Annotated in this window: 20 protein-coding genes; 15 read left to right on the top strand and 5 right to left on the bottom strand. The window is 49.0% G+C overall.

All coding sequences use genetic code 11. The features are described 5' to 3' along the window. Window positions 1–202 precede the first annotated feature (202 nt). From ABD031_RS17265 to ABD031_RS17200, 14 genes are all read left to right on the top strand, one after another. Complete coding sequence (locus tag ABD031_RS17265; RefSeq protein ID WP_343853749.1) at window positions 203–3,217, top strand: SusC/RagA family TonB-linked outer membrane protein; 3,015 nt, start codon at window positions 203–205, stop codon at window positions 3,215–3,217. A gap of 21 nt (window positions 3,218–3,238) precedes the next feature. Further along, window positions 3,239–4,876 carry a RagB/SusD family nutrient uptake outer membrane protein gene (locus ABD031_RS17260; protein ID WP_343853748.1) on the top strand — a complete coding sequence of 546 codons (1,638 nt, stop codon included), beginning with the start codon at window positions 3,239–3,241 and terminating at the stop codon, window positions 4,874–4,876. Between the two features lie 226 nt (window positions 4,877–5,102). After that, entirely contained in the window at window positions 5,103–5,879 is a 777-nt protein-coding gene (locus ABD031_RS17255) for a DeoR/GlpR family DNA-binding transcription regulator (RefSeq protein ID WP_343853746.1), read from the top strand. Window positions 5,880–5,904: 25 nt separating this feature from the next. Then, on the top strand, window positions 5,905–7,320 hold the full coding sequence (locus ABD031_RS17250; protein ID WP_343853745.1) for an L-fucose/L-arabinose isomerase family protein: 1,416 nt from the start codon (window positions 5,905–5,907) through the stop codon (window positions 7,318–7,320). Between the two features lie 45 nt (window positions 7,321–7,365). Beyond that, window positions 7,366–8,190, top strand: coding sequence for a transketolase (locus ABD031_RS17245; RefSeq protein ID WP_343853743.1), 825 nt, complete (start codon window positions 7,366–7,368; stop codon window positions 8,188–8,190). Window positions 8,191–8,195: 5 nt separating this feature from the next. Continuing rightward, the gene (locus ABD031_RS17240; RefSeq protein WP_343853741.1) at window positions 8,196–9,164 is read left to right on the top strand and encodes a transketolase family protein; all 969 of its coding nucleotides are present in this window, start codon (window positions 8,196–8,198) and stop codon (window positions 9,162–9,164) included. 17 nt (window positions 9,165–9,181) lie between these two features. Continuing rightward, window positions 9,182–10,141, top strand: a complete 960-nt coding sequence (locus ABD031_RS17235; protein ID WP_343853739.1) for a D-ribose ABC transporter substrate-binding protein — start codon at window positions 9,182–9,184, stop codon at window positions 10,139–10,141. Continuing rightward, complete coding sequence (locus ABD031_RS17230) at window positions 10,138–10,761, top strand: DUF2291 domain-containing protein (protein WP_343853737.1); 624 nt, start codon at window positions 10,138–10,140, stop codon at window positions 10,759–10,761. Before ABD031_RS17235 ends, ABD031_RS17230 begins: the two co-directional genes overlap by 4 nt. 1 nt (window position 10,762) lies before the next feature. Next, complete coding sequence (locus tag ABD031_RS17225) at window positions 10,763–12,283, top strand: sugar ABC transporter ATP-binding protein (protein WP_343853735.1); 1,521 nt, start codon at window positions 10,763–10,765, stop codon at window positions 12,281–12,283. Beyond that, complete coding sequence (locus tag ABD031_RS17220) at window positions 12,280–13,254, top strand: ABC transporter permease (protein ID WP_343853733.1); 975 nt, start codon at window positions 12,280–12,282, stop codon at window positions 13,252–13,254. The genes ABD031_RS17225 and ABD031_RS17220 overlap by 4 nt, the downstream gene beginning before the upstream one ends. Before the next feature lie 35 nt (window positions 13,255–13,289). Further along, window positions 13,290–14,765 carry an FGGY family carbohydrate kinase gene (locus ABD031_RS17215; RefSeq protein WP_343853731.1) on the top strand — a complete coding sequence of 492 codons (1,476 nt, stop codon included), beginning with the start codon at window positions 13,290–13,292 and terminating at the stop codon, window positions 14,763–14,765. Between the two features lie 28 nt (window positions 14,766–14,793). Beyond that, the gene (locus tag ABD031_RS17210; RefSeq protein WP_343853730.1) at window positions 14,794–16,224 is read left to right on the top strand and encodes a DUF1593 domain-containing protein; all 1,431 of its coding nucleotides are present in this window, start codon (window positions 14,794–14,796) and stop codon (window positions 16,222–16,224) included. Between the two features lie 37 nt (window positions 16,225–16,261). Beyond that, window positions 16,262–17,707 carry a DUF1593 domain-containing protein gene (locus tag ABD031_RS17205; protein ID WP_343853728.1) on the top strand — a complete coding sequence of 482 codons (1,446 nt, stop codon included), beginning with the start codon at window positions 16,262–16,264 and terminating at the stop codon, window positions 17,705–17,707. 8 nt (window positions 17,708–17,715) lie between these two features. Next, window positions 17,716–19,194 (top strand): DUF1593 domain-containing protein, encoded by a 1,479-nt coding sequence (locus ABD031_RS17200; RefSeq protein ID WP_343853726.1) that lies wholly within the window; start codon window positions 17,716–17,718, stop codon window positions 19,192–19,194. A 213-nt stretch (window positions 19,195–19,407) separates the two neighbouring features. Here ABD031_RS17200 and ABD031_RS17195 read toward each other — a convergent pair whose 3' ends face one another. The 4 genes from ABD031_RS17195 to ABD031_RS17180 form a co-directional block, all read right to left on the bottom strand. After that, window positions 19,408–20,904: a S10 family peptidase gene (locus tag ABD031_RS17195; RefSeq protein WP_343853725.1), complete on the bottom strand. Its 1,497-nt coding sequence runs from the start codon at window positions 20,902–20,904 to the stop codon at window positions 19,408–19,410. 82 nt (window positions 20,905–20,986) lie between these two features. Then, the gene (locus ABD031_RS17190) at window positions 20,987–21,712 is read right to left on the bottom strand and encodes a potassium channel family protein (RefSeq protein ID WP_343853723.1); all 726 of its coding nucleotides are present in this window, start codon (window positions 21,710–21,712) and stop codon (window positions 20,987–20,989) included. A gap of 3 nt (window positions 21,713–21,715) precedes the next feature. After that, window positions 21,716–22,513 (bottom strand): PhzF family phenazine biosynthesis protein, encoded by a 798-nt coding sequence (locus tag ABD031_RS17185; protein ID WP_343853721.1) that lies wholly within the window; start codon window positions 22,511–22,513, stop codon window positions 21,716–21,718. Window positions 22,514–22,516: 3 nt separating this feature from the next. Next, complete coding sequence (locus ABD031_RS17180) at window positions 22,517–23,032, bottom strand: DinB family protein (protein ID WP_343853719.1); 516 nt, start codon at window positions 23,030–23,032, stop codon at window positions 22,517–22,519. A 65-nt stretch (window positions 23,033–23,097) separates the two neighbouring features. On the opposite strand from ABD031_RS17180, the gene ABD031_RS17175 reads away from it, so the two are divergent. Further along, window positions 23,098–24,444, top strand: coding sequence for a M20/M25/M40 family metallo-hydrolase (locus ABD031_RS17175; RefSeq protein ID WP_343853718.1), 1,347 nt, complete (start codon window positions 23,098–23,100; stop codon window positions 24,442–24,444). A 106-nt stretch (window positions 24,445–24,550) separates the two neighbouring features. On the opposite strand, the gene ABD031_RS17170 is transcribed toward ABD031_RS17175, so the two are convergent. Beyond that, a complete protein-coding gene (locus tag ABD031_RS17170; RefSeq protein ID WP_343853716.1) occupies window positions 24,551–25,849 on the bottom strand; it encodes a S8 family peptidase in 1,299 nt (432 codons plus the stop codon). Window positions 25,850–25,960 lie beyond the last annotated feature (111 nt).

Here is a 25,960-nt window from a genome sequence, read left to right as displayed (position 1 = left end):
GAAAGTAAACGAAAAACAAAAGGAAAATATTCGTAAATTTTTTCGAAATATTTCTTTGATTATTTTTCCTAATACCTACATTTATCCCGGAAATAACTTCTGTTTTCTTCGTTTTAGTTTCACATACTTTCTGTTTTATGAAACTTATCAAAGGAACCGCTTGTCTGTCGATTCCCTATCCTTTAACAAAAACCCATTTAACATGAAGAAAAATCCTACTAAAACGGGACCTACACGGAAACGTGGCAAACTGAATCGGCTCCTGTGGCTCTTTTCAGTTTGTTTAGCACTTGTATCCTTCAAGATTTCGGCCCAAACGACCCAGGTAACGGGGATCGTAAACGCGACTGATTTCGACGGTCCTCTTCCAGGGGCGACGATATTGGTAAAAGGAACCAATACCGGTACAGTAACCAATGCAGATGGAAGATATTCCATTTCAGTGGCGACGGGTTCCACCCTGGTATTCAGCTCGATTGGATATATCACACAAGAAGCTGAAGTAGGCAATCAAAAAACTGTCGACATCACGCTCAGTCCTGATATCACCAACATGGAAGAAGTGGTCGTCATTGGGTATGGTACTGTGAAGAAAAGAGACCTGACGGGTGCCGTTACCTCTCTAAAAAATGAAGACATCAGACAGGTGCCGGCCCAAAACCCACTGGAATCCATCCAAGGAAAGGTCGCGGGTGTAGATATCACCAGAGGAAGCGGATCTTCTTCGTCGGGAATCAATATCCGGATTAGAGGAAACCGATCAATCGGTGCAAGCAATAACCCCTTGTTTATAGTGGACGGAGTGCAGACAGGCAACATCGACAATATCAACCCAAATGACATTGAATCGATGGAATTCCTAAAAGATGCCTCTTCTACCGCAATATATGGCTGGCAAGGAGCCAATGGCATCGTCATTATTTCCACCAAGAAAGGAGCGGCAGGCAAACCCAAAGTTTCATTCAATTCTTACTTCGGTGTCTCGGAAGTTTCCCGATATCCAGCAGTAATGAACGGGGACGAATATGTTGCCATCAAGAGAGAAGCAAACCGAACCACGGGAAAATGGAAGTCCGAGGCAGATGATCCACTCATCTTCAACACTCAAGAATTGGACGCCATAGCAAACGGAGAATGGATTGATTACCAAGACCTACTGTTCAAAAACGGCACTCAGCAAAACTATAACGTAGGCGTAAACGCCGGAAGTGATAAAACAAAGGTTTACACCTCAATCGATTACTTTGGCGAAAAAGGCATCTTGAAATTCGACGAGGTAAAACGCTATACGATCAGAGCCAATGTGGACCATACCTTCAATAGCTGGATCAAGGCTGGTTTACAGTCACAGGTGGCCAACAGGGACGAAAGCTATCGCAGAGACCCGCTGAACATGGCGAACAAAATCATTCCCCTTGGGACCGTATATGATGACGAAGGCGAGTTTATCGTATATCCTCTTGGAGGCTCTTCCATCAGCCCATTAGCTGATGAGCAGCCGGACATTTTCTCCAACACGGGTAAGATCACCAATGTCATCGCCAATGTCTATTTGGATCTCAAACCATTCGAGGGCTTTAGTTTCCGCACCAACTTTGGGACAAATATCGGCAACTCGCGGGTTGGTCTATTCGAAGCCTCCAATTCCATCAGCAGAAACGGGGGAACAAGCAGAGCACAATACACCGCCTCCAACAGCCGCTTTTTTAATTGGGACAATGTTTTCAACTATCAAAAAGAGGTCAAAGACCACTCCTTTACCATCACCGCCTTGAGTAGCTATGTACAAAGCGAGGGGGATGATGTGTTGGCGCAAGGCGAAAATCAATTGCTTCCCGGACAGTTGTTCTACGGACTGGGAAATGCCCCTGACAATATTTCAATCAACAGCGGCTATTCAAAATGGAATGTTTTGTCCTTTGCCGCGAGATTAAACTACAGCTTCAAAGGCAAGTATCTTATCACTTTGACGGACCGGGCTGATGGAGCTTCGAGATTGTCAGAAGGAAACAAATGGGCATTTTTCCCATCGGCAGCAGTGGCATGGCGAATGGTAGATGAAGGTTTCATGCAAAACATTGAAGGCATAAGTGAATTGAAACTCCGTGCAAGCTACGGTGTGGCAGGAAACTCCGGGATCCAGCCTTATGGTACGCAAAGCACTTTGACCAGAATCCCTATGGCATTTGGAGAGTCAAGTTTCCAGGGCTTTACATTCTCCCCCCTTCTCGGAAATCCAGATGCAGGATGGGAGCTATCAGCCACCACCAACTTTGGAATTGACCTGGGATTATGGAAAAACCGAATCAATGCCACCCTTGACATCTACAACACACAGACATCCGACTTGCTCCTTCCTAGAGGATTGCCACCTACCACAGGCGTGCAGCAGGTCTACCAAAACATCGGCAAAACGCAAAATCGCGGGATTGAATTGGGGATAAACACCGTCAACATCGAAAAAGGAAATTTGCTATGGGAAAGCACATTGACTTTCACCAGAAACAGAGAAGAGATTGTCTCTCTGGTCACTGACGGAGTGGATGATATCGGCAACGGTTGGTTTGTAGGACAGCCTATTTCGGTTTTCTATGACTATGAAAAATTGGGAATCTGGCAGACCGCCGAGGCGGATGAAGCAAAAATCTTTGGACAGGCGCCGGGCGATATCAAGGTAAGGGATCAAAATGGAGACAATAAGATCGATGCGGTGAATGACAGGATCGTATTGGCTGGCAACAATAGACCCGATTGGTTTGGAGGTTTGAACAACAAAGTGACCTACAAAGCATTTGACTTCAGTGTGTATCTATTTGCGAGATGGGGACAAACTATCAATCCAAATTTCCTAAGCAGATATGACAGGCAGTCAAACCTTAGCAATAGTTCAAAAGCCATTGACTATTGGACTCCTGAAAACCCAACGAATGAATATCCAAGACCAAATGCAGGGGTATCCGGTTCATCTACGCTCTATTGGAGCACCATTGGCTATGTAGACGGATCGTACCTCAGGGTGAGAAATTTATCCCTTGGCTATACGCTACCAGTGAAGGATAAATCGATTGTCAGCAACATGCGAATATATTTCGCCGGCACCAATCTCTTCACCTGGACTAAGAACTCCAAGCTCGATGAATACGATCCCGAAAGAGGTGGCGGAGAAAGCTTTCCGATGTTAAAAAACTATGTCTTCGGAATCAACCTTGGTTTTTAAATCATTCAAAAGCTCTTAACCATGAAAAATACATCATTACTATCCATACTCGCTTTATCGATCACGATACTTACCACGTCTTGTGAAGACTTGTTGGAAGAATACAACCCCAGCGGTCTAACTGCAGAGGCCGTTTATACCACTCCTGAAGGATTTGAGTCCTTAGTCAATGCTGCATACTCTTACCAGAGATGGTGGTATGGCAAAGAAGAGGCATACAATATGACAGAGATGGGGACCGATATCTGGATGAGTGCAGCAGGGGATGTGTGGCCAGATCTGACCACCTACACCAACCTACAGGGCACCAACGCCCCTATCACTACACTTTGGACGCAGCTATATGCAGCCGTGAACCTGACGAATGCTGGCATCAACAGAATCGCCGACGCAGGATTAACACCGGCCAACCGTCTACAGAGAGAAGCTGAATTGAGGTTCCTTAGGGCATTTTACTACTATCATATCGTGGAGACTTGGGGAGGGGTACATTTCACCTTGGAAGAATCCCAAGGGATCATCACTACTGCCAATAAAACTCCGGTGGATACCTTCTACGCCCAGATTCTCGAAGACTTGAATTTCGCCGTGCAGCACCTTGCCCCTACGACTCCAGATTACGGAAGAGTAACCAAGCCGGCAGCGATGTCTTTTCTCGCCCGCATCTATCTGACGAGAAAGATGTACAAGGAAGCGAGTGATATGGCCACTGCAGTGATCAATGGGGGCTTTGGGTACAAACTTGTACCGAACTATAAGGACCTATGGATTATGGCCAACAACCGTAATAGCGAAATAGTATACGCGGTGAACTATGCGGAAAATCTTACTCTGAATGACCTCCGAAACAATGAAACCAATCCCCTTGGACATGGCCGTGGCAGTAATAATGGTCACCTGCATTTCCTGATGAAATACGACAACCTGCCCGGACTCACCAGAGCCATCGAATATGGCAGACCGTTCAACAGATACATGCCCACCAGAACACTGCTAGACCTATACAGCGAGGCGGATAATAGATATGAAGGGTCATTTATGGAGGTATGGTATGCCAACTCCACCAACCTCCCAGCCGGAATGCACCGGGGAGACACAGCCGTAGTAGCCACCAGATCTGCTTTCAAGGGAAGCGCGGGACATAAATATCAGGTCTATAATAGAAATGACATCTATAACCAAAACGGAACCGTCCGTGACAATCTTCGCTATCCTACACTCACTAAGCACATGGACAACACCAGATCAAGTGCCAATGAAGCTCAGAGTGCGAGAGACGCATATGTCATCCGATTTGCAGAATTGTATTTGATCGCAGCTGAGGCGCAGATGTACCTTGGCAACCTTCAGGCTGCGGCAGATTTCATCAATGTAGTAAGAGCAAGAGCAGCCAAGCCCGGCCAAGCGGATGCAATGAAAATCACCGCAGACCAAGTTACGCTCGACTTCATCTTGGATGAGCGCGCAAGAGAATTTGCCGGGGAGCAACTGAGATGGTTTGATCTGAAAAGAACCAACAAGCTTGTCGACAGAGTCCCTGCACTAAATCCGGACGTAAAGAGCGTGGGTCAACACCACTATATCCGTCCTATCCCTCAGTCGCAATTGGACGCGGTTACTAACCGGGATGAGTTTACCCAAAATCCGGGTTACCAATAAATACATGGACTTAGAAGGAAGGGCTCTACCCTAGGAGGTAGAGCCCCCTCCTCCTAGCTAAGTTTTACATCAAAACGCTCAATCCAAGTCTTCATTCAAACGATCCTGGGAAGATAATTTTCGAAAGGCTGTATATCAAAATGAAATATTGCGAAAGCAAACCCAATGAAAAGCATAAGTTTTCGAAATAGGCTACTTTTGTTTTCCATCAAGAAACAAAATCCACATGCTTCCCAAACAAAGAAAAGAAAAGATACTTGAGCTATTGAAAGAAGACGGCTCTGCCAAAGTCAACGACCTTGCAAGGATCTTTAAAGTCACCGAAGTGACCATCCGGCAGGACTTGGAGAAATTGGAGAAGAATGGACTGGTAAACCGAGAACACGGTGGCGTCCATCTCAAGGATGTAGAAGATAAGGTTCGCAATTTCTCACTCGTCCATCAAGAAAACCTGAGAGAAAAGGAAATCATCGCCCAGAAGTGCCTTGAATTCATCCAACCGGGTGATACCATCATCCTGGACTCAGGCTCGACGACCACAGAAATCGCCAAGAAGATCGTCAACATCAAAGGACTGACGGTGATTACCAACGCCTTGAATATTGCCCTGATGCTTGGCGCCAACCCAAACATCGACATCATCATGACAGGCGGAGAATTCAAAGCTCCTACCCTTTCGCTCACCGGACAAAAGGCGGCGGATTTCTTCAAAGGTCTCAATGTCCAAAAACTCTTTCTGGCAACGGCTGGAATATCCCTGAAGTCCGGACTCACTTATCCCAGCCTCAGCGATCTTGTGGTCAAGAAAGCCATGATCGAGGCCGCAGACACCACTTACCTGGTTGCCGACTCTTCCAAGATCGGCAAAAGCGCCTTTGCGAGTCTGGGAGCCCTATCTCTGATCGACTACATCATCACGGACGAAGGGATAGAAAACAAGCACAAAGAAGTATTTAAGGAGCACGAGATCGAATTGATCATCGCAGAGAAACCGACCACATAAATAGTACCCCATACTGACCCATTCAATGAAAAAGCAAAACCTCACCTTGGGAGTGATCATAGGCAACCGGGATTTTTTTCCCGACAAACTGGTATCTGAAGCCCGCGCGGACATCTTAAAACTGTTTCGTGAAAAAGGCATCAACGTGATCATTCTGGAGGAAACCGACACCAAGCTCGGCGGAGTAGAAACCTATACTGATGCAAGAAAATGCGCGGATCTATTCAAGAAGCACAAAGATGATATCGCCGGTGTATTGGTCGTCCTTCCCAATTTTGGGGACGAACGTGGCGTGGCCGACACCCTCCATCTAGCTGATCTCAAGGTGCCGGTGCTGATCCAAGGCTATCCGGATGAGCTCAACAAACTCAATGTGGCAAACCGCCGAGACTCCTGGTGCGGCAAGATCTCTGTCTGCAATAACCTCTACCAATACGGCATCAAATACTCCATCACCACCAAGCATGTGGTTCACCCGACCGATCCATCCTTTCTGGCGGATTTGGAGCAGTTCCTGGGAGTTTGTCGGGTGGTCAAGGGCCTGAAAAATGTGCGCATCGGTGCCATTGGTGCAAGACCTACAGCTTTCAACACGGTGCGGTACAGTGAGAAGATCCTTCAGAAAAACGGCATTTCCGTCGTCACCTGCGATCTCTCCGAAATCCTCGGCAAAGCAAACAAGCTCGGCCCCGGTGATCAGCGAGTGAAAGAACATCTGGAAAAAATCCACAACTATGCCTCGACAGGCAAGACGCCAAGCGAGTCTCTGATCCAGATGGCCAAGCTCGATGTGGTCCTCAATGATTTCATGACCGAAAATCAGCTCGATGCCAACGCCATCCAGTGCTGGACTTCCCTGCAGCAAAATTTCGGATGCAATGTCTGCACCAGCTCCAGCATGTTTAGCGAGGGAATGATCCCCAGCGCCTGCGAAGTCGATGTCACCGGAACGCTCAGCATGTACGCCATGCAATTGGCCTCAGGCTCTCCGAGTGCCTTGGTCGATTGGAACAACAACTATGCGGACGACGACGAAAAGTGCGTGCTTTTCCACTGCGGCAACTGGGCCAAGTCTTTTCTCCCAGACATAGAGATCAGCAATGCGCCTATCCTGGGCACGACCGTAGGAGTGGAAAACACCTACGGGGCACTCGATGGGCGAACGCCTGCCTCTCCCTTGACCTTCGGTCGGATCAGTACCGACGACACCAGAGGAATCATGAAAGCCTATGTCGGCGACGGGGTTTTGACTGACGATGAGCTGAAAACTTTCGGTAACAGAGCCGTGGCCAAAATCCCAGATCTCCAAGGTTTGATGAAGCACATCTGCAAAAACGGCTTTGAGCATCACGTGGTCATGAATGCCTCCCATACCTCCGCCGTGCTTCAAGAGGCCTTTGAAAACTACCTGGGCTGGGAAGTCTACCACCACCAGGGATAACACAACATCCATCTTGCAGTCCGCTGCTATCAAAACTACCTTCAGATGACCGACAGCGAGTTGAAAATAAAGTCTGTATTGCTGAGAAAAAACCTTCTCAAATACATCTATAAAGCCAAGGCCGGCCATACCGGCGGAAGTCTTTCCTGCGTGGACACGCTGAATGTCCTCTACAATCGGGTGCTGAATGTCGATCCTGCCGATTTCAAAAATCCCAACCGGGACCGCTATATCCAGAGCAAGGGACACTGCGTCGAAGCGCTCTTTGTGACCTTGGCTGACCGGGGTTTTTTCCCCGAATCGGATCTGGAAACCCTGTGCCAATACCAATCCCACTACATTGGGCATCCCACCAAGAAAGTGAATGGCGTGGAGCAAAATACCGGAGCCTTGGGCCACGGACTCCCCATCTGTGTCGGGGAAGCCATCGCCGCCAAACTTGACGGGAAAACGCATCGGGTCTTCACGCTTCTGGGCGACGGAGAGATGCCCGAGGGATCCAACTGGGAGGCATTTCTCTCGGCTGCGCATTACAAACTGGACAATCTCTACGCCATCCTGGACAACAACAAGCAACAGATCACAGGCTCCAATCAAGAAGTCATGAATACTGATTCCCTGCGGGAAAAATTGGAAGCCTTTGGCTGGGCGGTGCGAGAAGTCGACGGCCACGACCTCCAAGCCCTGGAATCAGCACTCAACAACGGTCCTTTTGAAGCCGGAAAACCCAGCTTCATCATCGCCCATACCATCAAGGGCAAAGGCATCAGCTACATGGAAAGCGTGCTAAAATGGCACCATGGCGTGCCAAGCCCAGAGCAATACGAACTGGCAATGACCGAACTGGACACTGCCGAAGCACAAATTTGAAACCTATGGAACTGGACAAACTAGTGGAAATGGATCTCCGGATGGGAAAAGCTAACCAGGAGATTTTTGCGGAAACGCTGGAAAAGCTGGCGGCCGAAGACCGGGATATCGTCGCCGTGACAAGTGACTCGCGGGGCTCTGGCAAGCTGGTGCCTTTTGGCCAAAAATTCCCCCAGCAAATCGTCGAAGTCGGCATTGCCGAGCAAAACTTGGTGGGTGTGGCGGCCGGATTGGCTTCGGCCGGAAAGAAGGCTTTTGCCGTCTCCCCTGCCTGCTTTTTGACTGCACGCGCTTTGGAACAAATCAAGAATGACGTCGCCTACTCCGACAATCCCGTCAAGCTCGTCGGGATCAGTGCCGGAGTGAGCTACGGGGCTTTGGGCACGACACACCACAGCCTTCACGACTTTGCCGCCCTGCGTGCGATCAACAACCTGATCATCGTGGTACCGGCGGACAATTTTGAAGCCGAACAGGCGGTGCGCCTTGCCAGCCAATCAGACAAGCCTGTCTACCTCAGATTTGGCAAGAAGGCCATGCCTTTTCTTTCTGAGGAAAACCAAAAGTTTGAATTCGGGAAAGCACGGGTTGTCCGCGAAGGAGATGACCTGACGATCATCGCCAATGGGGAGACCGTTTATCCCGCTTGGAAAGCGGCCAAAGCGCTTGACGAAAAACACGGCATCAGCGCAAAAGTGGTCAGCATGCACACCATCAAGCCGCTTGACACCCAGCTGTTGGATGTGCTGGCAGCCAAAGGCCAACCCATCATCACCGTGGAAGAACACATGGTGAACGGTGGTTTGGGCGAAGCCTGTGCTTCTTACCTTTTCCAAAAGGGAGCCAGTAACCGATTCCACATCATGGGAATTCCGGATGAATACACCGTGACCGGATCGCAGGTAGAAATTTTCGGGCATTATGGAATCTCCCCGGAGGGTATTCTAGCCCAGGCAGAGAAGCTTTTGAAATAAACCCCAAACACCCAAAAATGACCTATTTCAAAAACAGCTTCTTCCCATTTCTCTTCCTGCTGATTGCCGGTATTTGCGCCAGCTGCCAGAAGCAAAAGGGAGCCGACCCGAATAGCCCGAAAAAGGTTGCGGTGATCGTCTCCACACTCAACAATCCCTGGTTTGTTGTCCTGGCAGAGACGGCGGCAAACCGCGCGACGGAATTGGGATTTGAGGCCACGATCTTCGACTCCCAAAACAACACCGCGCTGGAGACCGACCACTTCGAAAACGCCATCTCTTCCGGCTACGATGCCATACTTTTCAATCCCACCGATGCAGACGGCTCCATCGCCAACGTGAGGATCGCCAAGCGGGCCGAAATCCCCGTGTTCTGCATGGATAGGGAAATCAACGCCACCGACGCCGCCACCAGCCAAATCCTCTCCGACAGCTATGCCGGATGCGTGGCCATCGGTAAATACTTCGTGGAAAAGCTGGACAAAAGCGGAAAATACGTCGAGATCCTCGGCCTGGTCGGTGACAACAATACCTGGAGCCGATCCAAGGGTTTTCACTCCGTAGTGGACAACTATCCGGATTTGCAGATGGTTGCCCAGCAAAACGCGGACTTTGACCGCAACAAGGCCATGGAAGTCATGGAATCCATCTTACAGGTGCATCCAGATATCAAGGGGGTTTTCTGTGGAAATGACGGCATGGCCATGGGAGCCTACCAAGCCTTGGTCGCCGCCGGAAAATCCGATCAAGTCATGGTCTTTGGCTTTGACGGCGCCAGTGATGTGATCACCTCAATCAACCAAGGAAAGATCCTCGCCACGGGGATGCAGTTTCCCAAACTGATCGCCCGGACTGCCGCCGAATACGCCAAGACCTATTTTGAAGGCAAGCGTGATTTTGCCCAGAAAGTACCCGTGACGGTAGAGATGGTCAATCAGGAAAATGTACAGCAATACGAAGCCTACGGAAGCAAATGAATCAGAAAGCGATCAAATACGGCGTAGGGATTGTCCTTTTGGGACTGCTGGGCTACAATTCAGTATACATCCAGCCGCTCGACCAGAGACAGGCTGAAAACCACCAAGAGGTCTTTGATGCCCATGAATATGTGGAAAGCATCTGGGACCAAGAGCTATCCGAGGTTTACCGCGACGCTCCCGACTTTCTCCAACTGATCACCGACCTTAAGTCGGATGCAGCAGCCACCTTCGAAAAAAGCGGCAATGCACTCGGCATCGGCAACATCGGATACTTCCGGGTGAAGGGGGAAGGCAGGGTCACTTCGGTGGACGAAAACCATGTCCTGCTGCAAGTTGGGGACAAAAGCGTAGAGATCGAGACGGAATTCATCTACGGAAATGCCCTGCGTGACGCCTCCGGACTCGTGAAGATCAACGACTATCCAAACACCTCCGACTTCAACACGATATCGGAAGAGATCAACGCCAAAATCCGACAAGACATCGTTCCTGCTTTCAGATCTGCCTTGAAAACCGGAGACCAGGTCAGCTTTGAAGGCGCAATGGAGCTCAACCAAGCGCACCTGAACCTAGAGGCGCTCGAAGTCATTCCTTTCACTCTCAAGATCAATCCCTAGTATGGCGGCACTCTTGGAAGTAAAGCAGATCACCAAAAAGTTTTCCGGCGTGACCGCACTCAGTGAGGTCAATCTCCGTCTCGAGGGAGGCAAAGTGACAGCCCTGATCGGGGAAAATGGTGCCGGGAAATCGACCTTGCTCAAGATCATGTCCGGAGTTTATACCGACTACGAGGGCCAGATTCTTTTCAGGGAAAACGAAGTCAAATTCTCCCGTCCCAAGGACGCGCAGGACTTGGGCATCGCGATCATCCATCAGGAGTTGAACCTGATCCCCTACCTCTCCGTCGCCCAGAATATCTTCCTTGGACGGGAATTGCCCAATGTTTTCGGCTTTTTGGACAAAGGACAAATGATCCAAAAGACAAAAGTTCTCCTTGAAAGATTGAAGCTGGACGTGGAGCCCACTGCTTTGGTGGGAAGTCTGAAAGTAGGTCAACAGCAAATCGTGGAGATCGCCAAAGCCCTGCTGGTCGAATCCGAGGTGGTATTCATGGACGAACCCACTTCGGCCATCGGCGAAAGCGAAGTCGAGGTGCTCTTTGAAATCATCAAAAAACTCAAAGCTGAAGGAAAAGCCATCGTCTATATCTCCCACAAGCTGGACGAACTCTTCGCACTCGCAGATGACTTTGTCGTACTCCGGGACGGAAAGATCGTCGGCGAAGGACCTGTGTCCCAAATATCCCGCCCTCAGCTGATCAACATGATGGCTGGACGAGAGGTCAAGATAACGAAGAAGACTACGAAAAACTGTTCCGACGACAAGATGTTGGAGGTGAGAAACCTCAGTCTGGCTAACCCGGAAAACAGCGCCCGACCTCTTCTGAAAGACATCAGCTTCGAACTCTGCAAGGGGGAAGTGTTGGGTATCTATGGACTCATGGGTGCCGGACGAACCGAACTTTGCGAAAGCCTTTTTGGACTCCATTCCAAAACCTTGGACGGAAGCCTGACACTGGACGGCAGGGACTGCAAGTTCAAAAATCCCATTCAGGCGATCGAAGCCGGGATGGCTTTGGTACCGGAAGACCGAAAGAAGGACGGGATTGTACCCGGCATGTCGGTGGAAAAAAACCTGAGTCTCACGGTCTTGGAAAAGGTCAGTAAGCTGGGCTTTCTCAGCGACCGGCTTCACTCCCAGCTTTACAAAAAACACGTCTCCTCCCTGAAAATCAAATCATCGGGAGCCGATCAAGCCATCAACAAACTCAGCGGAGGCAACCAGCAAAAAGTCATCCTTGGCAAGTGGATCGAGCGCAACCCGAAAGTCCTCATGCTCGATGAGCCTACCCGGGGCATCGACGTCAATGCCAAAAGCGAAATCTACGACCTGATCTCCCGCTTGAGCTCCGAAGGAATCTCCATCCTGGTCATATCCTCCGAAATCCCCGAAATCCTGGCGATCTCAGACCGCATCCTGGTCATGTCCGAGGGACAGATCACCGCCGAATTCAGCAGTGAAGAAGCCACCGAAAACAACATCATGAATGCCTGTATTCCCGAAATCCAACACCCATGATCGCTCTTAAGAAAAACCTAAATATTGCCCAGTTTCAGTCCCTCATAGCTCTATTCGTCCTGTGCTTGTGCTTGGCCATCACGACGGAAAACTTCATGACCGCGGACAATTTCTGGAACGTCATGAGGCAGATTTCCGTCAACGTCTGCATCTCTGTGGGTATGACGCTGGTGGTACTGACTGCGGGAATCGACCTCTCCGTAGGTTCTATCCTGGCATTTTGCGGAGCGGTAACTGCCGGACTGCTGAGGTCTGGCATCAGCATCCCCTCCGCCAATCTCTTTATCGGATTTACCGTGCTGGGAGCCGTGTTGGCCGGTTTGCTTGTGGGCGGCGGCCTGGGATGGGTCAACGGATATGCCGTCACCAAATTCAAGGTCCCTCCATTTGTCGCTACGCTGGCGATGCTCACCATGGCGCGGGGATTCACCATGCTCTGGACCAAAGGTCACCCGATTACAGGGTTGGGAGAAAGTTTTGGATTCTTGGGTACCGGCTGGTTTTTGGGAATCCCCATGCCGGTTTGGATTTCCGGGCTGGTCGTCTTCATTGCAGTCGTACTGACCGGCAAGACCAAGTTTGGACGCTATATCTATGCCATCGGAGGAAACGAAAATGCCGCGCGCCTCTCCGGGATCCCCATCTCCAAGGTCAAGATCTGGGTTTATTCCATCGCAGGACTATTGGCCGCAGTCGGCGGAGTCTTGGTGACAGCCCGACTGGACTCGGCACAACCCAATGCCGGTATTAGCTATGAACTGGACGCTATCGCGGCTGTCGTGATCGGTGGCACTTCCCTGTCCGGCGGCAGGGGTACCATCCTCGGCACAGTCCTCGGAGCAGTCATCATCGGCGTATTGAACAATGGACTCATCCTCCTCAACGTCTCCCCTTTTTGGCAGCAAGTCATCAAAGGAATCGTGATCCTGCTTGCGGTGATCATCGACAAGTCCAATCAAAAAAGCGAGTAACAACCTTCAACCCGACTCGGAAAACAGCATACGACATGTCCTACATTTTAGCCATAGACCAGGGAACCTCCAGCACCAAAACCATCCTTTTCGACGAGGGCGGAAAGTCGGTCCACAAGACCACCGAGCCGCTGAAGAGCGTCTATCTGGATGGAAACCGGGTGGAGCAAGACCCGGAAGAGATCTACCAAAACGTCTTGACTTCCGTGCGCAAGTGCCTAGACGGCTTTGCAGCCAACGGAGGTGATTTGGCACAGATCAAGGCCTGCGGCATCTCCAATCAGCGGGAAACCTTCGTCATCTGGGACGAGACAGGCAAGCCCCTGCACCCTGCCATCGTGTGGCAATGCAAGCGATCAGTAGCAGTCTGTGAACGCTTGGAGAAAGAAGGCTTTGGCAGAAAAATCAACGAGAAAACGGGCTTGATCATCGATCCCTATTTCTCAGGCACCAAGGTAATCTGGCTTTACGAAAATGAACCTAAGGTCAGGGACGCGATCGACAAGGGAGAAGCGTACTTTGGTACCGTCGACACTTGGCTTCTCTTTAAATTAACCAAGGGTCAATCCTATCTGACAGACTACACCAACGCTTCCAGAACGCTGTTTTTCAACCTGAAAGAACTGCGCTGGGATGGAGAATTGTTGGCTGATTTTGGCCTGTCAAAACTCAAGCTGCCGGAATTAAAGCCCTCTTCTTTCCACTTCGGTGACACGAATCTCGAAGGACTGCTGGATCATCCAATCAGCATCTCAGCTTTGATCGGTGACTCACACGCAGCGGCATTTGGGGAAGCTTGTTTTGAACCGGGTAGTGCCAAAGCCACACTGGGAACCGGGAGCTCCATCCTGATGAATATCGGAAAGGAACCCAAGACCTCCCAAAATGGAATGGTCACGACCATCTGTTGGAGTACTGAAGATCGTGTGGACTATGCGCTCGAAGGGATAATCGTCTCCGCGGGCGCCACGATCGAATGGGTAAAAAACCAACTGGGCCTGTTTGAAAATGCGTCGGAATTGGAGCAAATATGCCTTTCCCTCTCCGACAACGGCGGCGTGTATATCGTACCGGCTTTCTCGGGCTTGGGAGCCCCGCACTGGGACATGAATCGCAAGGCCACGATTGAAGGATTGTCTTTCGAGACTTCCAAAAACCATCTGATCCGTGCCGCGGTGGAGTCTGTTCCTTTTCAGATCAAAGATGTGATTGTTGCCATGGAGGCCGATTCCGGCACTCCCTTGACCGAAATCAAGATAGATGGCGGCATCACCTCTAACAAGTTTGTGGTGCAGTTCCTTGCCGACCTACTCCAACGCAAAGTCACCAACATAGCCATCGCTGATGTGTCCGCATTGGGCGCGGCGTATTTGGCAGGGCTGAATGTCAGAGTATATGAAAGTTTAGAGCAGCTCAAATCCTTTAATCAAGAATCCATTAGCACCTTACCAGGAGAAAACTCAGCAAATGTAGCCGACTACTATGAAGGCTGGAAAAAAGTAATTGGCTAAACAAACACCCAAACCGAACCTCCATTCCATGAAATACCTACCCAACATATCGCTTTTGATTTTTTCCCTGCTCCTACTTGGTTTTACCGAAGGGATGGCTCAAAAAAAGAAATCCGACAAGACCCGAATCCTAGTCACCAGCGATGGAGAAATTGACGATCAATGTTCCATTGTCCGCTTTCTGTTTTATGCCAATGAATGGGATGTGGATGGAATTATCACTTCCAGTTCTCAATACCATTGGCATGGACATAATTGGCCTGGAGATGATTGGATCGATCCTTATCTGGACGCTTACGCAAAGGACTATCCAAATCTGGTCAAGCATGATCCAGATTTTCCAAGCCCAGCTTTTTTGCGGGAAAGAACCCTGCTGGGCAATGTTAAAACAGAGGGCGAGATGACTGAAATCACTCCGGGATCAGAGCTGATCGTCAAGGTACTTCTCGATGAAACAGATGATCGCCCCATCTGGATTCAAGCCTGGGGTGGCACCAATACCATTGCGCGAGCTTTGAAAACTATTGAAGAAAGCCATCCTGAAAAGATGGAATACGTAGCCGGAAAGATGCGTCTGTATTTGATTTGGGAGCAGGACGTGACTTATCAGGAATACATCCGTCCGCATTGGGGGAAATATAATATTCCGACCATCATCTCGGATCAGTTTGAAGCGATTGCTTACCGATGGGCTCAAGTTCAGCCAAAAGAAATGCTGCCGTATTTTGAAGGGCCATGGATGAAAGCAAATATTCTTGAAAACCACGGCGCTTTGGCAGCACTTTATCCTGCGATGGAAAACGGCGATTTCCGCTCAGAAGGAGATTCTCCGGCTTTTTTACATACCATTCCCACAGGCCTGAGAAGCTTGGAATCACCAAACTATGGAGGTTGGGGCGGAAGATTTGTGAAAGTTCGCGACAACACCTGGCTGGACTCGGTGCCGGTCTCTGGATATGAATATCCGGAAGGCAGATGGTACGGTAGCAACGGCTGGGGCAGAGCAAGTTTGCGCGAAGGAAGCACCTCCACTGCGGAACAGCGCAATACTTATTTCAAACCAATGTGGCGCTGGTCAGATGCCATGCAAAATGATTTTGCAGCTCGGGCAGACTGGAGCGTGAAGTCCTATGAAGAAGCCAACCATCCGCCTTTAGTGCGGACTAAAAGCAAGCTCAACCCAGTGGCAAAACCCGGTGAAACCATCAAACTCAGCCTAGCCGGAAGCAAAGATCCAGACGGGGACAAACTCAGCTACCATTGGTATGTGCATACCGAACCCAGCACTTTCCCTAATGTCGGCGAGCAGGTAAAGTTGACAAACGCAGATCAGGCTCAGGCTTCTTTTGTAGTGCCCCATGGCATTGGAACTATTCATTTGATCTGTGCGGTGACCGACAATGGTAGTCCGGCACTAACACGATATACCAGAGTGATCGTCTCCGTAAACGCAAACTAGATCTCCAAAGAACTGCTTTATAGCAAACTATCAATCGATGAACCCTCTAAACTTTTCCCCAAAATCCCTGTTCCTAGTGCTGCTAATTGGCACGCTTGACACGAATGTCTTTGCGCAGCAAAAAGCGGAAAAACCAAGGGTGATCGTCACCAGCGATGGAGAGATCGACGATGAATGCTCCCTGGTGCGGTTTCTACTGTACGCGAACGAATGGGATATTGAGGGGATCATTACCTCAAGCTCCCAATACCACTGGCATGGTCACAAATGGGCCGGTGACGACTGGGCTGTGCCCTACTTGAATGCTTACGCAAAAGTGCAGCCCAACCTTCTCAAGCATGACCCGGACTACCCTTCTGCAGAATTCCTCAGCGCTCGCACTTTTCTCGGAAATGTGGAGACAGAAGGTGAGATGGAAAAAATCACGGCTGGTTCCCAGCACATCGTAAAAGTACTGCTGGACGAATCCGACGATCGGCCAATCTGGATTCAGGCTTGGGGTGGGACTAATACCATTGCGCGGGCATTGAAAACGATAGCGGAAGATCATCCTGAAAAAATGGCGGCGGTCGCAGGCAAAATCCGTTTCTATTTCATCTGGGAGCAAGACGACACCTATCAGAAATACATTCGCCCGGTCTGGGGCAAATACAATATCCCTACGATCATTTCTGATCAGTTCATCGCCATCTTTTATCATTGGAAAAAGTATTTGCCGGAAGCTGAGCAGAAATACCTTGCGGCGGACTGGATGAACGAAAATATCCTGGAGGGGCATGGGCCACTTTTGTCCATGTATCCAGCCCACAAAGAAGGTGATAAAGGATTCGACAAAGGCGATTTCAGGTCAGAGGGAGATTCACCTGCTTTTCTCCATACCGTACCTACCGGATTGCGGAGCATGGAATCGCCGGACTTTGGAGGCTGGGGAGGTAGATACGTGAAAGTTCGCGAAAACACCTGGCTGGATCCGGTGTTGGATTCCACTTATTCCTACCCTGAAGGAAGATGGTATGGCGACTCTGCCTGGGGAAGAGAGCGGCTAAAGGAAGAAATACCCAACGACCAGAAACTTACGGACTATCTGGAACCGCTTTGGCGCTGGACTGCGGCCATGCAAAATGACTTTGCGGCAAGAGCAGACTGGACGGTCAAGTCTTTTGCGGAGGCAAATCATGAGCCCGTCGTCAAGCTGGCCCACGACGAGGACATGCTGCTAAAACCAGGAGCTAATGTAAAACTAAGTGCAGCAGGCTCCCATGACCCAGATGGCGATGGGCTTAGCTATCATTGGTGGCAGTATCGCGATCCGGGCTCCTACAAAGGCGAGGTTTCGATCCAGCATCCAAATGAGCAAGACGCCGACCTGACCGTGCCTAAAGACGCAAAAACCGGACAAACGATCCATGTGATCTGTGAGGTCACAGACAATGGAAGTCCCGCTTTGACCAGATATAGACGAGTGATTATTACAATAAAATAAACTGACCCATGGATCAAAAAATCAAATACACCTTAGTACTTATTGGAGTTTTAGTTTTTATGCAGATTGAACTATTCGCCCAAAACAGTGTAAATAAGGAAAGAATAATTGTCCTCACGGACATAGAAAATGAACCAGACGACGCAATGTCTTTGGTTCGTTACCTTACTTACTCCAACCAATGGGACACAGAAGGTCTCATCGCCACGACGTCAACCCATCAGCGGAATAAAATCGCAGCTTGGAGAATCAGGGAAATCCTCTCCGCTTATGATACCATCCACGCAAACCTGGAAAAGCATGAAAAAGGATATCCAACCGCTGACTATTTCAGATCTGTGCTTAAGGAAGGTATTCCAAAATTCGGAATGGAAGCTGTGGGAGAAGGAATGGACTCCGAAGGATCCGAACTTATCATCCAGTCCGTGGACAAAGACGATCCGCGTCCTGTTTGGGTACTGGTCTGGGGTGGGCCCAACTGCCTCGCCCAAGCCCTTTGGAAAGTAAAGGAAACCCGCACACCTGCTGAATTGGAGAGGTTTGTAGCGAAGCTGCGTGTGTACACCATTTCAGATCAGGATGATAGTGGGCCGTGGTTGAGAAAGACATTTCCTGAGCTCTTCTACATTGCCAGCCCCGGAATTCATGCCTATGGTGCGTATCATTTCGCCACCTGGTCTGGGATCAGCGGTGATAAGTTTCATGGCAGATTCGCAGGAGGAAATTTTGAAATCGTGGACAATCCCTGGCTGGACGAGCATATCCGCAGCAAAGGTCCCTTGGGAGCCGAATACCCCCACATGGAATTTTTGATGGAAGGAGATTCTCCGAGTTTCATGCATCTGATCCACACCGGTATGGAAAATCCAGAGCGCCCGGACTACGGAAATTGGGGCGGTCGCTATGAATTCTACCAACCCAGAACGGAAAGCTGGTTTTCTGAGCCGGAAACTCGCCCTTTGTGGACTGATGCAAGAGATGAAGTGCTTGGATTCGATGGAGAGTGGCACTTGAGCAACAAAGCCACTATCTACCGCTGGAGAGAAGCTTTTCAAAATGACTTCGAAGCCCGGATGGATTGGACGATCAAAGACTACGATGACGCAAACCACCCACCTGTAATACAACTGAACACTCCGGAAAATCTGGATGCGAGAGTAGGCGACCGCATCGAATTAAATGCTCAGGGTACTACGGATCCAGACGGAGATCAAATGACCTACAGATGGTTTTACTACGGAGAACCCGGCGATTACACCTTGACCGACGGACGTACTGCAACTCCCCTGCAGCTCGAAAATGCCGACTCAGCAAATGCTCATTTTGTAATTCCAGAAGCACCAAGACTGGGCGAGCTGCATATAATCCTGGAAGTCACCGATCAAGGTTCTCCTGCCCTCACTCGCTACAAAAGAGTGGTTATTGACGTGAAACCGCAGATCGACAGCAGTCTGGGAGAGGGTGAGTCCGCTCCTAGGAATCCGTAATAGCCATCTGGAGTAATACTGAGGAGATATCGTGAGGATCCTAACCTGACTCGATTGACGAGAAAAAAGGATTAAAAATCCTAGGATAGAATTTCGAAAACTCATCCCAAAAGGGTCGAACTAAATCGGTCCGGAAGGACACCAACCACGGCAATAAAAATGCCCGGAATTTCTCCCAGGCTTTTCTAGTGGTAATGACCAGTCCTACTTCGATTACTTGTTCATTGCAGGCTGACCGGGTGCCACGGTGGACTTCTGGATAAATACCCGAATGTCCTCGTTTGAAGTCGCCAAATCCTCGGCTCTCAGGTACATCATGTGTCCTGAGCGATAGGCTTTGAAGTCAATGCGGTTTTTCATCTTACCTGTTGGATCGATGTGCCAGGTGCTGTACTTCGCATTGAAGTAGTCTGTGCCTCCGTCGAAATACCCCGATTGCACCATCAGATGCAAATATGGATTCTGACGCATGGCTGTTCCCAGATCATTTCCGGTATTTTCATTACTTCGGTCCCATGGATGTACCGGGCCGAAGAGATTGTAGGTCAGGTCAGTGTTGAACTTCAACGTGTTTTTGGCATAGATTTGAAATGACGGAGCGAAAGCATGATTCCAGCTCGTCAGCGCCGGATCAAAGTCATAGCGATCTCCACCTTCCATGCGGTCAAATCCTTTGTAACGGCTATCCAATCGACCGATCGTCATGCCGTCACGCTCTCTTAGCAGCTCTTTCCAGAAAAAGCTGGTAGGAACCATCAGGTTGTAGTCAAGGATGGATTCCTTACTCAAGCCTGAATAGTAGGCCATCTTGGTAGCTATCGCATCCCGCTCGGCATCGGTTAGCATGCCACCTTTGGACATGGCCGGAAGCACTTCATTCAGCGCAAACGGCTCCACGATCGCCAATAACTCGTCCAGATCTTTGCTCTGCAAGTCTGCCGGCAAAGCCTTGTGGTACCAAGCGGTAGCAGCATAGTACGGCCAATAGTTGGCCATCTTCACCGGACCTTCACGCTCGATTCCCATGTCAGTCGGAGACACGAGGATTACTCCGTTGAAATACATCCAATGCGCATCTTGCAACTGTGCCACGATACCAGCCACTCGGGTGGTGCCGTAGCTTTCACCGATCAGGTATTTTGGCGAGGCCCATCGGTTGGCACGCGTCACAAAGGTATTGACCCAGTCCGCTAGGTATTTGATATCGGAATTGATCCCGAAGAAAGTAGCCCGTGGCGTATCTTCTTTCACAATTCGTGAATATCCCGTATTTACCGGATCTATGTAGACAATGTCGGCCACGTCGAGGATCGAATGAGGATTGGCTTTGGTCCCATAAGGTTGAACTGGATAGCCTTCGTCGTCGATGTTTAAGATCACCGGCCCGGTGTAGGCCAAGTGCATCCAGATAGACGCCGATCCAGGGCCACCATTGAAACTGATGACCAACGGGCGCTTGGTCTTGTCAGATACGTCAGTTCTTTCGTAGAAGGTGTAGAAAAGTGAGGCAATCGGCTCTCCTTTTTCATCCCAAACAGGCTGAGTGCCTGCGGTGGCTTTGTAAGGAACTCGCTTGCCTTTGATCGTCACTTCAGCGGTGGTTTCCACCTTGGTTTCCACTGGAATCTTTCGGGACGTGGTTGTTTCGGTTTGTGCCCAGGCTAGTCCATAGCACAGGAGCAACAGCATACTCAGGTAAATTTTCTTCATCAGGTGTGGTCTATAAGTTTATTCAAAAAGTAAGGAGTAAATGTGAATTCTGGGGTCGGATTTACAGGAATGGAAGTTCCTATTATTTTTCGGCGTTACTAGAACCGACCAATTTGGCGATCACAACGGCTGGATATAGAATTCCCGTGGTCGAAAGGAACACGGCCAGCATTTTCGACATAATGTTTACCGGCAGATAATCTCCATATCCCACGGTGGTCAGGGACACCAAACTGAAGTAGATGTAGGTGGAAAAATCCTGATCCACACCGGTCAATTCCTTGATCGGTATATCTACTGAGATACCCGAAATCGAAGAACCAACACTGATCTGAATCACTTCCAAGGCAAATGCGCCGAGGATAGCAACCAGCAAATAGACATTGATCGCCCCGATGATCCGAAAAAGGTTGATCTCATAATTCCTGAAAAGCAAGCGAATATTCAGGAAGATGAAGACGACCATATTCAGCAAGCCTATGATTCTTTCTTGCAGGTAAAACTCAACAGGCAAATCACTAAATCGCACAATACGCAGCACCAATTGACACAAGAACAAAACCGTCGTGAGTGTGATCAATAGTCTATTATCCGAAGCCCAGATGCCTGTAAAGAACAAAAAGATAAACACCATGTTGACAAAAAGCATCTTGACGTGGCCATAGTCAATCAAAATCGGCAACACAAAAACGGTAAATACCAATGCCACCAACAGCACCACAAAACTCGCGTCATTCAACCAGTAGTCAGTGATCCGCTTGAATACTTTTCGGACCGGGTGTACTCTAAAAGATCTTTTTAATTCCATGGCCTAGGATATTTCTAGCGTTCCCACCAACACTTTAACCGCTTTGCCGGTGATTAGGACTCGATCGTCATGTTTTTCGAGGAAAAGCTCGCCACCACGTTTACTTGCCTGATAGGCTTTAAACTGAGTTTCTCCGGTCTTTTGATTCCAATAGTCCACCAAAGCGCAGTGGGCAAATCCAGTCACCGGATCTTCGTTGATTCCGACATTTGGGCCGAAAAAACGGCTTACCATATCGTACTTCCCGTCCCCCTTGGCGGTGATCACAAATCCCAAATCGCTGTGCTTAGCGATCTCAACAAAATCCGGATCAAACTCACGAACTGCCTTTTCACATTCCAACTCAAAAATCCAGTTTCGACTCAACTGCGCCGCCTGGACGATCTTCTTGCCAAAAAGCTCTGAACTAAATCTAGGATGCGTATCGGTATATGTCGGTATCAAAGGAAAATCCATCGTAAGCTGACTGTCAATATTTTTAACACAGAGTTCTCCACTTCGAGTTTGGAATCGAAAGACTTTCGAATCAGAAGCCCAACCAGACTCCTTCATCCAGAAAGCTGAGGCCAAGGTTGCATGTCCGCACAAGTCTATTTCCACAGTCGGCGTAAACCATCGGAGTGAAAAGACGCCGTGTTCGGCAGTACGCTCGACAAAAGCCGTTTCACTAAGATTCATCTCCATGGCGATAGCCTGCATCTGGGTTGCAGTGAGGGAATGATCGAGCAGACAAACCGCAGCCGGATTGCCAGCGAATGGCTTGTCCGTAAAGGCATCAATGATGGCAATGGGTAGGTTCATGGCTTAATATCTTTCCTTTAGAATATTCAAATGATGAATAAAGTGTCCCGGAATGATCCAAAACAAGGATCTCGGCGAAATCAGGTTGCCGTTGGCCGTGCCGATATTGTCCAGTACGTTTTCATTCAGCGTCCTCACCAAAGTCGCCAAGGCAGTTCTTTCCGCTTCGAAATCCGCCAAAAGTACCTCGGTGGGCACATGATTGTATTTGGCATTGAGCACATAGGGATCTTGGTCAAACCCCGGAAGCGCATTTTGATCTCCTCGGGAAAAACACAGCGCCCGAAAAGTCATCACCCGATCCGTATCGGCAATATGGCCGAGTACTTCCTTGGGTGTCCACTTGCCGGGTTCGTAGGCAGTTGTGTCCCAACCTTCCTCTTTGGATCGAAACAAATCTCGAATCTCGGAGACCTGCGAAAGGATCAATTCCTGATAGTTTTCTTCCGAAAGTTTTGAAATGTAGGTATGGTAAAATGACGGATACGTCCCCGTTTGGGGCAGTGCGAAGCTGTTCATATAAAAGATGCTTGGGTTAAATCGGATTCGGATAAATTTAGGGTTAAGGTTAAAACCAAACTACTATGCGCAAAACTTTATTCGCCCTTTTTCTTTGCCTCTTGGCTTTGAGCTCGCAAGCTCAAACCGTCGTTCACCGCAACCCTGAAATTCAACAACTGGTCTCTGAAGTTTCTTCGGATTCTCTGAAAAAGTACATCGACGACCTATCTGCCTTCAACTCCAGACACACGCTGAGTGTCGATGAGAAAAACGGAATGCCCGCAGCTCAGCGCTATGTATTGAGCAAATTCAACACTTTTGCAAAAACCTCCGCCGGTCGAATGACCGCTGAAATCGCCGATTTTGTCACTCCTGCCGACGAGCGCCGCGTTTTGGTCGATTCAAAAGTCGCCAATGTGATCGCTACGCTGAAAGGAACCGATCCAAGCGACAATCGGATTTTCATTGTCTCGGGGCATTTGGATTCCCGAAATAAAGATGTAATGGATGCCGAGGGCGGTGCTCCCGGAGCGAACGACGACGGCAGCGGTGTCGCAGTCGTGATCGAATTGGCAAGAATCATGGCCAAGAGGGAGTTTTCGGCGACAATCCTTTTTGTGGCTTTCACTGGTGAAGAGCAAGGCCTCAAAGGTGCTACCTACCTCGCCGACAAAGCCAAAGCAGAAGGTTGGAACATCGCCGGGGTACTCAACAACGACATCGTCGGCAACAGCAATTCGTCGGAGACCAATATCAGTGACAACACCAAAGTCAGGATTTTTTCAGAAACTATCCCGCTCTCAGAGACAGAACAGCAGGCTAACCTACGCCGGGGAATCAATGCCGACAACGATAGCAAATCCCGCCAACTAGCCCGATACATGAAAGAGGTGGGCGAGCGCTACGTCGATCAGATGGAGGTCAAGCTTATCTATCGAAGTGACCGATTCCTGCGAGGTGGCGACCAAACTCCTTTTCTTCGAAATGGCTTTACGGCAATCCGAGTTTCGGAGATGAACGAAAACTTCTACCATCAGCATGAAAATGTCAGGATGGAAAATGGAATTCAGTACGGTGATCTGCCGGAATTCATGGATTTTGAATACCTGCGAAAGGTGGCCGCGGTCAATCTTGCCTCGGCTTCATCGCTGGCCAATTCCGCTGGCGTGCCAGAAGAAGTCAAGATCGACGTGCGTGGCTTAAGCAACAACTCCACCTTGCTCTGGAAGTCACCTGCCATCGGCAAAGTGAAAGGGTACTACGTCCTGATGCGCGAGACTTCGGATTCGATGTGGGAGAAAAAGTTTTTCACCACCGAGACGACTTTGACCCTGCCTTATTCCAAAGACAACTACTTCTTTGCCGTGCAATCCGTCACAGAAACCGGTGAAGAGAGCTTGGCGGTTATTCCGGTGCCACTTTCCCGATAGGCCATTTCGAACAAACCATCAGTTTTTATCATCTGACAAAATAACAATTCAATCGTGGACACCTCTGTTCAAAACGGCTTTTCCCAATATGAAAATCGGCTAAACTCTATTCCTGTAATTTTACTTTTGCAACCGGATAATCAGTTTCATCGGTACCGATTCCGCGGATAGTCTCATTAGAGAGTGGCAGACCCCCTCTTGCATAAATGATTCCGGAAACGATCGCCGCAGATGCCGATGTACCACTTCTGATCTCGTAAACCTGATCTTTGGTAGTTGAAAAAATACCTTTGCCAGGTGCAACATAGTCTATCGCTGGCATAGCCATATAGGAAAAATTGGAAAACTCAACGACAGAGTTCAACTCTCCTGAAACAGAAATAGAGCCAACAGCAATAAAATTTTCTCCGGTCAAACATCCGGGAAAGTTTATGGTAGAGGACTGTCCTGGACCTGGCATATCCTCGCCCAGATTTCCTGCAGACATTACAACCAACACTCCTTTGTTTTTTACCGAAAGTCTAAAATTCTTGAACCAAGAACGGTTAAAAAAATCACAAGCCTCGGGAAAATCACCTCCCAAGCTGAGAGAAATAATATCACCGGGACTCGAATTAATCAAAGCATGGCTTAGCCCCAGTAATACGGTACCCCAGGACCCTTCTCCTTCATTATTTAAGACTTTTACAGAGACTAGCTTGGCTCCAGGCGCTACGCCGTTCATCCGTACAAATTCGTCGGTCGGGTCGGTGGATTTGGCACCAATGAGACCGGCGCTAAACGTCCCGTGCCCATTACCATCCTCATAGGGGTTCGGCTCAGACTGAACAAATGATTTGGCAAATTGCCCTCCCAACACCACTTGAGCAGCTAAATCCGGATGGCTGCTGTCTATTCCGGTGTCAATGACCCATACCTTCCTGTTTAAATTCGGAGGTATTTCTGGACCTCCAACAAATATAACACCGTTAGAAGTTTGATAGCTAACGTCATAGTCAGACTGCATCCTTGCCCGGGTGCTTTGCGGAATCGGATCAGACTGCATTCTGGCCCGAGTAGATTGAATTCTGAAATTGGGTCGTATCTGCCTAACGTCTGTAAACGCTCTCAACCAATAAAACCACCCTTTCAGCGCATCAATTTGTTGTTCGTTAAGATCAGCGACAAAGCCATAGGCCCCTTCGACAAAAATTTGACTTTCTGATACATCTATCCCTTTGGACCTCGCATAGGCTCTAATCAAGAGTCTAGAAGAAAGTTTGTCTTTAACGAAAACTGTATAGCTTTCGTCCACTAAGTTTTCCTTGGGAATAGTATTCCAACTTTGTGCCCGGTCACCAATAATGAAATCAACCGAAAAAGTGATAATAGTCAGAAAGCCCAGTAAATACGATACCTTTTTCATATCCATAAAAATTTAAAAGGTTAAAAATCAACACCTTAAAATCAACTGAATTTAACCATTTCGTTTCTTGCACCCTAACCATCGGTCGCAGGAATTTTTAGTGATTTTTGC

Source organism: Algoriphagus jejuensis, assembly GCF_039523455.1.
Classification (GTDB): Bacteria; Bacteroidota; Bacteroidia; order Cytophagales; family Cyclobacteriaceae; genus Algoriphagus; species Algoriphagus jejuensis.
This window is presented reverse-complemented; position numbering and strand designations above follow the sequence as displayed.